The 14,528-nt window shown below is 59.9% G+C and carries 12 protein-coding genes; 4 read left to right on the top strand and 8 right to left on the bottom strand.

The features are described 5' to 3' along the window. Positions 1–2: 2 nt before the first annotated feature. The 6 genes from paaF to paaA are packed head-to-tail and all read right to left on the bottom strand — an operon-like array spanning position 3 to position 4,340. Positions 3–770 (bottom strand): 2,3-dehydroadipyl-CoA hydratase PaaF, encoded by a 768-nt coding sequence (gene paaF, locus LG383_RS07075; protein WP_225758656.1) that lies wholly within the window; start codon positions 768–770, stop codon positions 3–5. Then, positions 767–1,837: a 1,2-phenylacetyl-CoA epoxidase subunit PaaE gene (paaE, locus tag LG383_RS07070; RefSeq protein ID WP_225758655.1), complete on the bottom strand. Its 1,071-nt coding sequence runs from the start codon at positions 1,835–1,837 to the stop codon at positions 767–769. Before paaE ends, paaF begins: the two co-directional genes overlap by 4 nt. A gap of 7 nt (positions 1,838–1,844) precedes the next feature. Then, complete coding sequence (paaD, locus tag LG383_RS07065; protein WP_106993068.1) at positions 1,845–2,342, bottom strand: 1,2-phenylacetyl-CoA epoxidase subunit PaaD; 498 nt, start codon at positions 2,340–2,342, stop codon at positions 1,845–1,847. A 14-nt stretch (positions 2,343–2,356) separates the two neighbouring features. Further along, positions 2,357–3,103 carry a 1,2-phenylacetyl-CoA epoxidase subunit PaaC gene (gene paaC, locus LG383_RS07060; protein ID WP_225758654.1) on the bottom strand — a complete coding sequence of 249 codons (747 nt, stop codon included), beginning with the start codon at positions 3,101–3,103 and terminating at the stop codon, positions 2,357–2,359. An 8-nt stretch (positions 3,104–3,111) separates the two neighbouring features. Then, positions 3,112–3,399 (bottom strand): 1,2-phenylacetyl-CoA epoxidase subunit PaaB, encoded by a 288-nt coding sequence (gene paaB, locus LG383_RS07055; protein WP_106993070.1) that lies wholly within the window; start codon positions 3,397–3,399, stop codon positions 3,112–3,114. A gap of 11 nt (positions 3,400–3,410) precedes the next feature. Continuing rightward, on the bottom strand, positions 3,411–4,340 hold the full coding sequence (gene paaA / locus LG383_RS07050) for a 1,2-phenylacetyl-CoA epoxidase subunit PaaA (protein ID WP_225758653.1): 930 nt from the start codon (positions 4,338–4,340) through the stop codon (positions 3,411–3,413). A gap of 282 nt (positions 4,341–4,622) precedes the next feature. On the opposite strand from paaA, the gene paaZ reads away from it, so the two are divergent. From paaZ to LG383_RS07035, 3 genes are all read left to right on the top strand, one after another. Further along, a complete protein-coding gene (gene paaZ / locus LG383_RS07045) occupies positions 4,623–6,668 on the top strand; it encodes a phenylacetic acid degradation bifunctional protein PaaZ (RefSeq protein ID WP_225758652.1) in 2,046 nt (681 codons plus the stop codon). Positions 6,669–6,844: 176 nt separating this feature from the next. Then, positions 6,845–9,112, top strand: coding sequence for a primary-amine oxidase (gene tynA / locus LG383_RS07040; protein ID WP_225758651.1), 2,268 nt, complete (start codon positions 6,845–6,847; stop codon positions 9,110–9,112). A 326-nt stretch (positions 9,113–9,438) separates the two neighbouring features. Then, the gene (locus tag LG383_RS07035; RefSeq protein ID WP_225758650.1) at positions 9,439–11,415 is read left to right on the top strand and encodes an alkyl/aryl-sulfatase; all 1,977 of its coding nucleotides are present in this window, start codon (positions 9,439–9,441) and stop codon (positions 11,413–11,415) included. A 146-nt stretch (positions 11,416–11,561) separates the two neighbouring features. Here LG383_RS07035 and LG383_RS07030 read toward each other — a convergent pair whose 3' ends face one another. Then, positions 11,562–13,061 (bottom strand): aldehyde dehydrogenase family protein, encoded by a 1,500-nt coding sequence (locus LG383_RS07030; RefSeq protein ID WP_225758649.1) that lies wholly within the window; start codon positions 13,059–13,061, stop codon positions 11,562–11,564. 235 nt (positions 13,062–13,296) lie between these two features. On the opposite strand from LG383_RS07030, the gene feaR reads away from it, so the two are divergent. Continuing rightward, positions 13,297–14,202, top strand: coding sequence for a transcriptional regulator FeaR (gene feaR / locus LG383_RS07025; protein WP_225758648.1), 906 nt, complete (start codon positions 13,297–13,299; stop codon positions 14,200–14,202). On the opposite strand, the gene LG383_RS07020 is transcribed toward feaR, so the two are convergent. Then, positions 14,203–14,523, bottom strand: coding sequence for a YdbL family protein (locus tag LG383_RS07020; RefSeq protein ID WP_106993077.1), 321 nt, complete (start codon positions 14,521–14,523; stop codon positions 14,203–14,205). Between the last annotated feature and the right edge of the window lie 5 nt (positions 14,524–14,528).

The raw sequence follows: 14,528 nt of genomic DNA, 5'->3' as shown, positions 1-14,528 counted from the left end.
GGTTAGCGTCCTTTAAAGTCGGGGGTGCGTTTTTGCAGAAAGGCATCAATGCCCTCGCGGCGATCCTCGGTGGCCGCCAGCAGGGTAAAGAGCTGACGCTCCTGGGCCAGCCCGGCCTGCAGGGGCACCTCCTGCGACTGGCGTAAGGCCTGCTTCGCGGCCTGCAACGCCAGCGGGGAGTGGCGCGCCATCAGCGCCGCCTGCTGGAGGGCATATTCCAGGGTCAGAGATTCGGGATAAACGTCGCTCACCAGCCCCGCGGCCTGCGCCTGACGGGCGGTAATGCTCTCCCCGGTCAGCACCATTTTGCTGGCCAGCGATTTGCCGACGCTGCGGATCAGGCGCTGGGTGCCGCCCGCGCCCGGCATAATGCCCAGCGTAATTTCTGGCAGGCCGAAACGGGCGTTCTCCCCGGCAATCACCACATCGCAGAGCAGCGCCAGTTCGCAGCCTGCGCCCAGCGCGTAGCCGTTGACCGCGGCGATCAGTGGTTTGCTGAAGGCGTTGATCCGCCCCCATAGCTGGGGACGAATATCGTTCAAGGTGGCGGCCAGATCTTTTTCCGCCATTTCATTCAGATCGGCCCCCGCAGCAAAGAAGCGTTCGTTGCCAGAAATCACACACACCGAAATCTCGCGGTCGTCAGCCGCGGCTTCGAGGGTGATCGCCAGCTCGCTCAGCAACGCATTGTTAAGAGCGTTGCGGGCCGCCGGGCGGTTGAGAGTCAGGTGCAAAACCCGACCCTGACGGGTAACAATCAGGTCGCTCATGCCATCCCCTTCGCGTCAAAGTCCACCAGCACGTCGCTGGTCAACGGCAGGGCCTGGCAGCTCAGAACGTAGCCCGCCGCCAGTTCGTCCGGCTCGAGGCTGTAGTTGGTCGCCATATCCACTTTCCCGCGCAGCACTTTGCATTTGCAGGTGGCGCAGACCCCGCCCTTGCAGGCGTACGGCAGATCCGCCCCCTGACGCAGGGCGGCGTCGAGAATGCTCTCGTCGTCGGCCGTAAGGGTGATCTCGCGGTCGCGTCCGTCCTGGCGCACCGTCACTTTCTGGCCCTCCACCTGCACGGTGTGGGCGCGTTTTACGCTGGTGCCCGGGGTGTTGAAGCGTTCCAGATGCAAGGATTTTTCCGGCATGCCCAGCGCTTTCAGGGTCTGCTCGGCCTCGTCCATCATCGCCGCCGGGCCGCAGATAAAGGCTTCGTCAAACTGGCTGAAGTCGATCAGATGTTTCGCCAGCGCCTGCAGCTTTTCGCCGTCGATGCGGCCGTGCAGCAGCTCGCTGTCCAGCGTCTCCTGGCTGAAAATGTTGACCACCTGCAGGCGGGTGGGATAGCTATCCTTCAGGTCGGCCAGCGCCTGACGGAACATCATGCTCTGGCTGCTGCGGTTGCCGTAGATCAGGGTGAACTGGCTGTTGGGTTCGGTTTTCAGGGTGCTGGAGACGATCGCCAGCATCGGGGTGATGCCGGAACCGGCGGCAATCGCCAGGTAGCAGCCTTCTCGTTCCGCCTGGGGCTGATAACCAAAGTGGCCCTGGGGCACCATCACCTCCAGCGCCATCCCCTGTGTGATCTCATCCCGGGCATAGCGCGAGAAGCGCCCGCCGTCGATGGCTTTCACCGCCACGCTGATCTCGCCCGGCTGAACGCTGCGGCAGATGGAGTAGCAGCGGCGCAACTCTTCCCCCGCTAAATGGGCTTTCAGAGTCAGATGCTGGCCCGGACGGAAGCGATACGCCTCCTGCAACGCCTGGGGAACCGCGAAGGTAATGGTCACCGCATCGCGGGTTTCGGGTTCTACTTTTGCCACCGTTAAGGAATGAAACGTTGTCATGGCGACCTCAGATACATTTGAAATAGTCGAAGGGTTCCCGGCAGCTGTCGCAGCGGTAGAGCGCTTTACAGGCCGTGGAACCAAATTCACTGATCATCGTGGTACGGGTGCTGGCGCAGCGCGGACAGGTCACCTCGGCAGGCAGATGCGCATGGCAGCTGTGTCCGGCGGGTGGGCTGATGCCGTACTGGCGCAGACGCTCCCGGGCGTCCGGGGTCATCCAGTCGGTGGTCCACGCCGGGTCGAGCTGGATGCTGATCTGCACCGGTCCATAGCCGTGAGCGGTCAACGTGTCGCGGATCGCCCCCATCAGGTGGTCGGTGGCCGGGCAGCCGGAATAGGTCGGCGTAAAGCCGATGGCCCAGCCCTCACCCTGCGGGGTCACGCTGCGCACCATCCCTAAATCGGTAATGGTCAGCACCGGGATCTCCGGGTCCGGGATCTGGCTTAACAGGGACCAGATCTGCGGGACGGCGGCGGGTGCGGGTTCAGCGAAACGTTGCATAGCGCTCTCCTGCTCTACCACTGCTGGCCGGGATTGACGCGCTGCAGATATTGCATCTCTGCCAGCATCGGTCCCAGATGTTCGGTGTGCAGCCCTTTACGGCCGCCGCTGCGGTAGGCAGTTTCCTCAGGAACGCTCAGCGTCGCCGCGTTCAGCCCGGCAAAGACTTCCGCTTCCCATTCGTCACGCAGGCTGCGCGGATCGACGGCGATACCCTCGGCCACCAGGCCTAAGTCGATCTCGTCGGCTTCGAACAGCTCGGCGGTGAAGCGCCACAGGTCGTTGACCGCATGCTGCATTTTCTGCGTGGAAACCGCCGTGCCGTTCCCCAGGCGTTCCAGCCAGCCACGGCTGAAGCGCAGGTGATAGCGCGCTTCTTTGATGGATTTGGCGGCAATGGCGGCCAGCTGCGGGTCGCGGCTGTTCGTCAGACGGGTAAACAGCGCCACGTGCCAGGCGTCGATAAAGTACTGTCGGGCAATGGTGTCGGCGAAGTTGCCGTTCGGCTGCTCCACCAGCAGCAGGTTGCTGAACTGGCGTTCGTCACGCTGGAAGGCCAGCGTATCTTCATCGCCTGTGCCTTCCAGTTCGGCGGCGTAGGTTAAGAAGTTGCGTGCCTGGCCCAGCAGGTCGAGGCCGATATTGGCCAGCGCGAGGTCAATTTCCAGCTCCGGGGCGTGGCCACACCAGGCCCCCAGACGCTGAGAGAGCACCAGGCCGTTATCACCCAGACGCAGAACATAGTGCGTTAACGTTTTCATCCCGGACCTCACATGTGCTCGATGCCATCAGGGATGGTGTAGAAAGTGGGATGACGATAAACCTTGGTTTCCGCCGGATCGAAAAACTCACCGCGCTCTTCCGGCTGCGAGGCGACGATTTCGCTCGCCTTCACCACCCAGATGGAGCAGCCTTCGCTGCGGCGGGTATAAGCATCGCGGGCGTTTTCCAGCGCCATGCGGTCATCGGCGGCGTGCAGGCTGCCGACGTGGCGGTGAGACAACCCCTGTTTGCTGCGGACAAACACTTCGTATAACGGCCAGTATGTTTTGCTCATCGTGATTCCCCTTACGCGACCTTGCGGGCGTGTTGTTTTTCTGCGTGCGCCAGGGCGGCTTCGCGCACCCACGTCCCCTCTTCCCAGGCTTTATTCTTGGCGGCCAGGCGTTCGTGATTGCAGACGCCGCGGCCGTTGATCACCTCGTCAAACTCCTGCCAGTCGATCTCGCCGAAACGGTAGTGACCGGTTTCAGCATCGAAGTGCAGATCCGCATCCGGGACGGTCATCCCCAGCATCTCCACCTGCGGCACGGTGTTGTCGACGAAGCGCTGACGCAGCTCGTCGTTGCCAAAACGTTTGATCTTCCAGGCCAGGCTGCGGGCGCTGTTCGGCGAGTTGTCGTCGTTCGGCCCGAACATCATCAGCGCTGGCCACCAGAAACGGTTGATGGCGTCCTGCAGCATCTGGCGCTGGGCCTCGCTGCCCTGAGCCAGCGCCATGCAGGCTTCAAAGCCCTGACGCTGGTGGAAGCTCTCTTCTTTACAGATTTTCACCATCGCCCGGGCATAAGGACCATACGAAGTGCGGCACAGCGCCACCTGGTTAACGATGGCCGCGCCATCCACCAGCCAGCCAATCACGCCGATATCAGCCCAGCTCAGGGTCGGGTAGTTGAAGATCGAGGAGTACTTCATCTTGCCGTCGAGCATCTTCTGGTAGATGTCTTCCCGGGCGCAGCCCAGCGTCTCCGCCGCGCTGTAGAGATAGAGGCCGTGTCCGGCTTCATCCTGCACTTTCGCCAGCAGGATGGCCTTGCGGCGCAGCGTCGGGGCGCGGGCGATCCAGTTACCTTCCGGCAGCATGCCGACAATTTCGGAGTGGGCGTGCTGACCAATCTGGCGGATCAGCGTCTTGCGGTACGCGTCAGGCATCCAGTCCTGCGGCTCGATGGCCGTCTCTTGCACGATTCGCTGTTCAAAGCGTTGTTCTTCCGTCACGTCATCACCCTTATGATTCGTTTAACCGGTAAATTCCATTCAATGATGAATCACTTCGTTTCTTAAAAGTTACACAAAGGTTAAATATAACCCCAAGGAGTGTTTGTTTATTTTGTGATGTGGCTCGCAAGGCTTTTGCGGAGCCCCTTATGCGGCGGGAAACAGGGAGCAGGAATAGTCAGACAAGATCACACTGTTAACAAATCATTAAAACATCCCTTGCATTTTATGATTCATAATCAAACTATCTATAGTGAAATCACGAACCACTCGGAGAGAAAAATGCAGCAGTTAGCCAGCTTTTTGTCCGGCACCTGGCAGTCTGGCCGGGGCCGTGAGCGCACTATTCAGCACGCCATCAGCGGCGAAACCCTCTGGCAGGTCACCAGCGAAGGGCTGGATATGGCCGCCGCGCGTCGTTACGCCATTGAGCAAGGCGGTGAATCACTTCACGCCATGACCTTTATCGAGCGCGCCGCAATGCTGAAAGCGGTGGCAAAACATCTGATGAGCCAGAAAGAGGTGTTCTATGCCCTCTCCGCGCAGACCGGAGCGACCCGCGCCGACAGCTGGGTGGATATCGAGGGCGGGATTGGGACGCTGTTCACCTTCGCCAGCCTCGGCAGCCGCGAACTGCCGGACGACACCCTGTGGCCGGAAGATGAACTGATCCCCCTGTCGAAAGAAGGCGGTTTTGCCGCCCGTCACGTCCTGACCTCGAAATCCGGCGTGGCCGTCCACATCAACGCCTTTAACTTCCCCTGCTGGGGGATGCTGGAAAAACTGGCTCCAACCTGGCTGGCGGGGATGCCGGCAATCATCAAACCGGCCACCGCCACCGCCCAGGTGACCCAGGCGATGGTAAAAGCGATTGTCGACAGCGGCCTGGTGCCGGACGGTGCTATCAGCCTGATCTGCGGCGGCGCGGGGGATCTGCTCGACCAGCTCGATCATCAGGACGTGGTGACCTTTACCGGCTCCGCCGTCACCGGCCAGATGCTGCGCGTTCACCCGAACATCGTCGCCAAATCGATTCCGTTCACTATGGAAGCGGACTCCCTGAACTGCTGCGTGCTGGGGGATGACGTCACTCCGGAGCAGCCGGAGTTTGCCCTGTTTATCCGCGAAGTGGTGCGGGAGATGACGGCCAAAGCCGGACAGAAATGTACCGCCATCCGCCGCATTATTGTGCCGCAGGCGCAGGTGGAAGCCGTCAGCCAGGCGCTGATCGTCCGGCTGGAGAAAGTGGCGGTGGGTGACCCGGCCCAGGAAGGAATCAAGATGGGTTCGCTGGTCAACACCGACCAGCGCGCTGACGTGCAGGAGAAGGTGGATGCCCTGGTCGCTGCCGGGTGTCAGATCCGTCTGGGCGGTAAAGCCGACCTGAACGCCGCCGGGGCCTTCTTCCCGCCGACGCTGCTGTTCTGCCCGCAGCCGGACGAAACCCCGGCCGTACACGCTACCGAAGCTTTTGGCCCGGTCGCCACCCTGATGCCGTATCAGGACCGCGAACACGCCATGGCGCTGGCCCGCGCCGGGGAAGGTAGCCTCGCCGGAACGCTGGTGACCGCCGATCTGCGCCTGGCGCGTCAGTTCATCTCCGGGGCTGCGCGGGCCCACGGGCGTATCCAGATCCTTAACGAAGAGTCGGCCAAAGAGTCCACCGGCCACGGCTCTCCGCTGCCGCAGCTGGTGCACGGCGGTCCGGGCCGTGCCGGGGGTGGCGAAGAGCTGGGCGGGCTGCGGGCGGTGAAACACTACCTGCAACGCACCGCGATCCAGGGCAGCCCGAGCATGCTGGCCGCCATCAGCCAGCAGTGGGTGCGTGGCGCCCAGGTGCAGGAGGATCGCGTTCATCCGTTCCGCAAATATTTCGAGGAGCTGCAGCCGGGCGACAGCCTGCTGACCCCGCGCCGCACCCTGACCGAGACCGATATCGTTAACTTTGCCTGCCTGAGCGGGGATCATTTCTACGCCCACATGGACAAGATTGGCGCGGCGGAGTCGATTTTTGGCGAGCGCGTGGTGCATGGGTACTTCCTGATCTCCGCCGCCGCCGGGCTGTTCGTCGATGCGGGCGTCGGGCCGGTGATCGCCAACTACGGCATGGAAAACCTGCGCTTTATCGAGCCGGTGAAACCGGGCGATACCATCCAGGTGCGTCTGACCTGTAAGCGCAAGACCCTGAAGAAACAGCGCACGGCGGAAGAGAAACCGACCGGCGTGGTGGAGTGGTCAGTTGAGATCGTCAACCAGCACCAGCAGCCGGTGGCGCTCTACTCGATCCTGACCCTCGTCTCCCGCCAGCACGGCGATTTTGACGCCTGATCCCCTTCCCACCGGGTAACGTCGCGCACGTTACCCGGCTTCTGGCACATCTGACAAAACATCTGGCAAATGCAGGCAAACGGTACGCACAGCGATATTGCTATGTTGGCAATGAATAAACCGCGCGCAGAACAGCGGTCCCGAGTGGATAACAACACATACAACAGAGGTTAATCATGGGAAGCTCCTCAATCTTTTCTCCACGTAAAACGGCGCTGGCGTTGGCCGTTGCTTGTCTCTTTTCCGGTCAGGTGCTGGCTCACGGTAGCGCGGCGCATATGGTCGAGATGGACAAAACCCTGGCCGAATTTGGCGCTGATGTGAAATGGGATGACTATGCCGGGATCTACACCATCAGCAAAGACGGGGCATTCATCAAAGTGAAGCCGGGCGCAACCACCGCCATCGTCAACGGTAAACCGCTCACCCTACAGGCACCGGTGGTAATGAAGGACAACAAGGCCTGGATCTCCGATACCTTTGTCAACGATGTGTTCCAGTCCGGCCTCGACCAGACCTTCCAGGTGGAGAAGACCCCGCACCCGCTGAACGCCCTGTCCGCAGATGAAATTAAACAGGCTGTCGAGATTGTGAAAGCTTCGCCGGACTTTAAACCCAATACCCGCTTTACCCAGATCGCTCTGGCCGAGCCGGAAAAAGCCAAAGTGTGGGACTTCGTGCTGAACGGCACGGCGGTGGATGCGCCGCGTCAGGCCAATGTCACCATGCTGGACGGCAAATTCGTTATCGAAGCGCTGGTGGATCTGAAAGATAAGAAAATCATGCACTGGGAGCCGATTAAAGATGCCCACGGCATGGTGCTGCTGGATGACTTTATGGCGGTACAGAAGATCGTCACCGGCAGCCAGGAGTATGCCGACGCGCTGAAAAAACGCGGCATCAATGACCCGGGCAAGGTGATGACCACCCCGCTGACCGTCGGCTACTTTGACGGCAAAGATGGCCTGAAGCAGGAAGATCGCCTGCTGAAAGTGGTGAGCTATCTGGACACGGGCGACGGTAACTACTGGGCGCACCCGATTGAAAACCTGGTGGCGGTGGTGGATCTGATCGAGAAGAAGATCGTCAAAATCGAAGAAGGTGCGATTGTCCCGGTACCGATGGAGCCTCGTCCTTATGACGGCCGCGACCGCGAGCCGGTCGCCCATAAACCGCTGGAGATCGTTGAGCCGGAAGGCAAGAACTACACCATCACCGGCAATATGATCCACTGGCAGAACTGGGACTTCCATCTGAGCCTCGACTCCCGCGTCGGGCCGATTATCTCCACCGTGACCTTTAACGACAACGGCAAAAAACGCCAGGTGATGTATGAAGGATCGCTGGGGGGGATGATCGTCCCTTACGGCGACCCGGACGTGGGCTGGTACTTCAAAGCTTATCTCGACTCCGGCGACTACGGGATGGGCACCCTGACCTCCCCGCTGGTACGCGGCAAAGATGTGCCGTCCAATGCCGTGCTGCTGAATCAGACCATCCCGGATTACACCGGAGCGCCGATGGAGATCCCGCGGGCGATGGCGATTTTCGAACGCTACGCCGGGCCGGAGTATAAGCACCAGGAGATGAATCAGCCGAACGTCAGCACCGAGCGTCGTGAGCTGGTAGTGCGCTGGATCAGTACCGTCGGCAACTACGACTACATCTTCGACTGGGTGTTCCACGAAAACGGCACCATCGGCATCGATGCCGGGGCGACCGGTATCGAAGCGGTGAAAGGGGTGACGGCGAAAACCATGCACGACCCGAGCGCCAAAGAGGATACCAAATACGGGACCCTGATCGATCACAACATCGTCGGGACCACCCACCAGCACATTTATAACTTCCGTCTGGATATGGACGTGGATGGCACCAGCAACAGTCTGGTGGCAATGGATCCGGAGGTGAAGCCGAACACCGCGGGCGGCCCACGTACCAGTACCCTGCAAATCAACCAGTACAACATCGATACCGAGCAGCAGGCGGCGCAAAAATTTGACCCGGGCACCATTCGTCTGCTGAGCAACACCAGCAAGGAGAACCGCATGGGCAACCCGGTCTCCTACCAGATCATCCCGTATGCGGGCGGTACGCACCCGGTGGCCACCGGCGCGAAATTCGCCCCGGACGAGTGGATCTATCACCGTCTGAGCTTTATGGATAAACAGCTGTGGGTGACCCGCTACCATCCGAACGAGATGTACCCGGAAGGCAAATTCCCGAACCGCTCCAGCCAGGATCAGGGGCTGGGCCAGTTCAGCAAGGATAACGAGTCGCTGGATAAGCAGGATAACGTGGTGTGGATGACCACCGGTACGACCCACGTGGCGCGGGCGGAGGAGTGGCCGATCATGCCAACCGAGTGGGTGCATACCCTGCTCAAACCCTGGAACTTCTTCGACGAAACGCCGTCGTTGGGCAAGAAGAAAGAGGGGCAGTAAACCCGTAGGCCCGTGCAAGCATAGCGCCGCCGGGCATTGCCAGGGCACTGTGCGACCTGATGCCCTCACCCCGGCCCTCTCCCACAGGGAGAGGGTGCAAACACAAAAACGGTCACCGGAGGTGACCGTTTTTGCTTTTACCTTGCCGCCGGGCAATTCCGCCGCACGATAATTAATTATCATTAACGGATTTATTTGCTGAATGTATTTGCCTGCTTATAGTTAATCATACCCATGCCATCCGGGTTGCCTTTCTTAAAACGTTTTTCTGGTCATCACGCGAAGTTTCCCCTACGCCGCTGTATGCACATTGAGAGGTTTTCAGGATGAGATTCAATCTGATAGCAAGAAGCCTTGCGCTCGCCGGGCTTTTTATTTCCACTGGCACTCCTGCGTTTGCCGCAGAAGCGCCAAAAGACGCCGCCGCTGCCACCCAACAAGCCAATAACGCCCTCTTTAGTCAACTGCCCTTCTCCGATAACACCGACTTTACCGATGCTCATAAGGGCTTTATCGCCCCGCTCCCCACGGAGGTGATCAAAGGTGAACAAGGCAACGTGGTCTGGGATCCGCAACAATACGCGTTTATTAAAGAGGGCGACAAAGCGCCGGATACCGTCAACCCCAGCTTATGGCGTCAGGCGCAGCTGATTAATATCAGCGGCCTGTTTGAGGTGACGGACGGGGTATATCAGATCCGCAACCTCGATCTGTCGAATATGACCATTATCGAAGGCACCACCGGCGTGACCGTCGTTGACCCGCTGGTGTCGGCCGAAACGGCGAAAGTCGGGATGGATCTCTATTTTAAAAACCGCGGGCAGAAGCCGGTGGTAGCGGTGATCTATACCCACAGCCACGTCGACCATTACGGCGGCGTGCGCGGGGTGGTGGATGAGGCCGATGTTAAAGCCGGGAAGGTGAAAATCTACGCCCCGGCTGGCTTTATGGAAGCCGCGGTGGCAGAGAATATTATGGCCGGGAACGTGATGAGCCGCCGCGCCAGCTACATGTACGGCAACCTGCTGAAACCGGATGCCAAAGGCCAGGTCGGTGCCGGGTTGGGTACCACCACTTCCGCCGGGACCGTTACCCTGCTTGCGCCGACCAATATCATCGAAAAAGATGGCCAGAAGGAGACCATCGACGGCCTGACCTATGACTTTATGCTCGCCCCGGGCTCGGAAGCGCCGTCGGAAATGCTGTGGTTTATCGAAGAGAAAAAGCTGATCGAGACTGCCGAGGATGTGACCCACACCCTGCACAACACCTACTCCCTGCGCGGGGCGAAGATCCGCGAGCCGCTGCCGTGGTCGAAATATATCAACGAAGCCATTGTGCGCTGGGGTGATAAAGCAGAAGTCCTGATGGCCCAACACCACTGGCCCACCTGGGGCAAAGAGAACGTCAATAATCTGCTAAAAAGCCAGCGCGATCTCTACCGTTATATCAACGACCAGACCTTACGTATGGCGAATCAGGGTCTGACCCGGGACGAAATTGCCGCCAACTTTAAGCTGCCGGATTCGCTGGCACACACCTGGGCGAACCGCGGTTACTACGGTTCGGTGAGCCATGACGTGAAGGCCACCTACGTGCTCTATCTCGGCTGGTTCGACGGCAACCCGGCGACTCTTGACGAGCTGCCACCGGAAGAAGGTGCGAAGAAATTCGTTGAGTATATGGGCGGCGCGGATGCCATTCTGCAGAAGGCCAAAACCGACTTCGACCAGGGGAACTATCGCTGGGTGGCGCAGGTGGTGAGTAAAGTGGTATTTGCCGATCCGAACAACCAGGCGGCCCGCAATCTGGAGGCGGATGCGCTGGAGCAGTTGGGTTATCAGGCGGAGTCTGGCCCGTGGCGTAACTTCTACCTTACCGGGGCGCAGGAACTGCGTAACGGCGTGGTGAAAGGCCCGACCCCGAATACTGCCAGCCCGGATACAGTGCGGGCGATGACGCCGGAGATGTTCTTCGACTATCTGGCGGTGCATATTAACGGTGACAAAGCCGGGACGGCGAAATCGGTGTTTAATATCGATCTGGGCAGTGACGGCGGGAAGTACAAGCTGGAGCTGGAGAACGGGGTGCTGAACCACACCGCCAATGCCGAAGCCACTGATGCTGACGCCACCATTACGCTTAACCGCGACACGCTAAATAAAATCATCCTCAAGGAGACCACCCTGAAACAGGCTGAGGAGAGCGGTGCGGTGAAGGTGACCGGGGACGGGACGAAACTGGATACCATGCTGGGTTATATGGATAAGTTTGAGTTCTGGTTCAATATTGTGACACCGTAACTTACTTCCGGAGAAATTGCCGGGTGGCGCTGTGCTTACCCGGCCTACGGGCATTGTGCGGCCTGGTGCCCTCACCCCGACCCTCTCCCACAGGGAGAGGGCGCAAACACTAAAAACGGCCACCGAGGTGACCGTTTTGCTTTTACCTAATATCTCACGCACACCGATTTGGTTTCGCACCAGCCATCCAGCCAGTCCGGGCCGAAATCGCGGCCGGTGCCGGACTGCTTCATGCCGCCGAACGGCAGGTTGGCGTCGATCAGGGTATGGCTGTTGACCCATACGGTGCCAGCCTGCAGGCGTTCGGTATACTCCAGCGCCTGGCTGATGTTTTGCGTCCAGACGCTGGCAGTCAGGCCGTATTCGGTATCGTTCGCCAGGCGCAACGCCTCTTCGCCGTCGGCGACGCGCACCAGGTTCACCACCGGACCAAACACCTCTTCGCGGGTCAGACGCAGGCTGGCGTCCGGGTTGACCACCAGCGTCGGCGAAACGTAATACCCCTGGCCGTTCGGGCCGCGATTACCGACGATCAGCTCGGCCTGACGCGACTGCGCCTCGTCGAGGAAGGTCTGCACTTTGTCACAGTGGGCACGGGAGACCAGCGGGTTGATGTGCGCCTCCTGGGACATCCCCGGCCCGACGCTCAGGGACTTCACCGCCTGCTCAAAGCCGCTCACCAGGGTATCAAACAGCGGCGCTTCGATGTAAATGCGCGAGCTTGCCGCACAGACCTGGCCCTGGTTCAGGAAGCTGCCGGTCATCAGCCCTTCGATAACCCACGACGGATCCGCATCTTTCAGGACGATAGCCGGGTTTTTACCCCCCAGCTCCAGGGTCACCCCCATCAGACGATCCGCTGCCGCGCGCGCAATCTGTTTACCGGTGGCAGTCGAGCCAGTGAAGCTCACTTTGGCGATATGCGGATGGTTGGTCAGCGCGGCGCCACACACCGCCCCGCTGCCGGTCACCACGTTAAAGACGCCGTCCGGGATCCCGGCAACGCTAGCCAGTTCGGCCACGCGCAGCAACGTCAGCGGTGTCGTTTCCGACGGTTTGATCACAATGGAGCAGCCAGCGGCCAGGGCGGGCATCACTTTCCACATGCCGATCAGCAGCGGGAAGTTCCACGGCACGATCCCGGCCACCACGCCAATCGGCTCTTTACGGGTCCACGCCTGATAGCGGGCCCCCTGCGGCATCGGAATGGAGAGATCCAGTGTCTTGCCGGAAATTTTGGTGGTCAGCCCGGCGGTGTAGCGCATCCAGTTCAGGGTGCAGCCCACTTCAAAGGCGCGGGAGATGTTAATAGATTTACCCTGCTCAAGGGTCTCGAGCTGGGCCAGCTCCTCGGTGTGCTGCTCCACCAGATCGGCAAAGCGCAGCAGAATACGTTCACGTTCCGCAGGCAGTTTGCCTGACCAACTGCGGGCCACGAAAGCGCGCCAGCCGGACATCACCGCGCGGTCCACATCCTGCGCGCTGGCATCGGCCGTCGAGGCAATTACCTGGCCGGTAGCCGGGTTAAAAATCTCCAGACGCTTTTCGCTGTCGGAGGCGGACTGGCGTCCCTCAATCCAGAGGCCATGTTGGCGATCCAGAAATTGCTGCACGCTGGGCAGTACGTCGACCTGTGTATCAGACATAGCGATTCCTTATTATTCGCAGGGTGTCAACGCAGTCTAAGATGGCTTTGCCGAATGCGCTTTTATCTCTGTGACATTCGCTTTGTCCGCTGTGACAGGCGCCGCAAAACGCGACAATACCGCCGTTTCGCTCTGTTGGGCAGCGGAGTTTTTGCCTGGATTTCGCCCCATGTCACGGGTAATTCGAAACATAAATGCAACAATGTTTAAACATTGACGACGTAGCGGGTATGACATGTTTGCAGACGAACAGGACAACTACCAGCGCTGGCTGGCGCAGATTAACCAGGTTTGCGGCAGTTTTGCTGCCCGGCCGATGAGCGGTGAGTTTTATGGCGAGCTGGAAGCAACCTGGACCGGCAACCTGAAACTGAGCACCGTTACTGCCGGCGGTGTGAATCTGTTTCGTACCCGTCAGGAGATCAAGACCAGCAACGACGCCTGGTTCTACACCGTGTTTCAGCTGGAAGGCGAAGCGGGACTGGAGCAGGATGACCGCCAGATTGTGCTGAACGCCGGGGATATCACCCTGATTGACGCCTCCCGCCCCTGCTCAATCTACTGGCCGGAAAAATCACGTCAGATCTCGCTCCTGTTGCCACGTCAGATCCTTGAGCAACACTTTCGCTTTCAGGAAGTGACCTGCGCGCAAAAACTCTCCCGCAGCTTGCCCACCGTCCAGCTCAGCTATCGCCTGCTGCAGGACAGCATGAACAACCCGGCATTAAGCGAAACCGAAAGCGAAGCCGCCCTCGAAGCGATGGTTTGCCTGCTGCGCCCGGTATTGCAGCAGCGTGACAGCGTGACGCCGCGCAAGGAACGCCAGTTCACCCATGTGCTGACTCTGATCGACGACCATATTCAAGCCGAGCACCTGCGCCCGGAGTGGATTGCCTCGGAGTGTGGAATGTCAGTCCGGAGCCTGTACCGAATGTTTGCCGAGAAAGGGCTGGTGGTGGCGCAGTACATAAAAAATCGTCGTCTGGATCTGTGCGCGCAGATGCTGCGCGCCACCGGCGATGATGAAAAGCTGGCGGGCATTGGCTACAGCTGGGGGTTTACCGATCACAGCCACTTCTCCACGGCCTTCAAGCAGCGTTTTGGCGTGTCGCCTGGCGAGTACCGCAAACGCCACCGCTGATCACTTCTGCATCCACTTGCCGTTAATCCCCTGGACATACTCGCCGGGGTTAGCGCGCGATACCAGCTTTGTCCCGGCCATTTTCGCCACTTCATCCACCGGAAGGTTATTGCTGTCGGCAAGTTTCTGATAGCTGTCGGTGCGAGCCTTGTTGATCTGCTCCACCAGCGCCAGCGTCTCGCGATCCTGACTCCGTGGCGCAATATAACCGCTCAGGGTTTCACCGACCCGCCCTGCACTGCGGGCCTCGTTGAGGGTCAGCGCCAGCGCGGGCGCACAGAGCCCCAGCGTCAATATCATCAGCGGGATGAATTTTTTCATGGCTA

Source organism: Leclercia sp. Marseille-Q4284, from assembly GCF_916618945.1.
Taxonomy (GTDB): Bacteria; Pseudomonadota; Gammaproteobacteria; order Enterobacterales; family Enterobacteriaceae; genus Enterobacter; species Enterobacter tamurae.
Note: the sequence above shows the minus strand (reverse complement) of the source record. Positions and strands in the feature narration are given on the sequence as shown.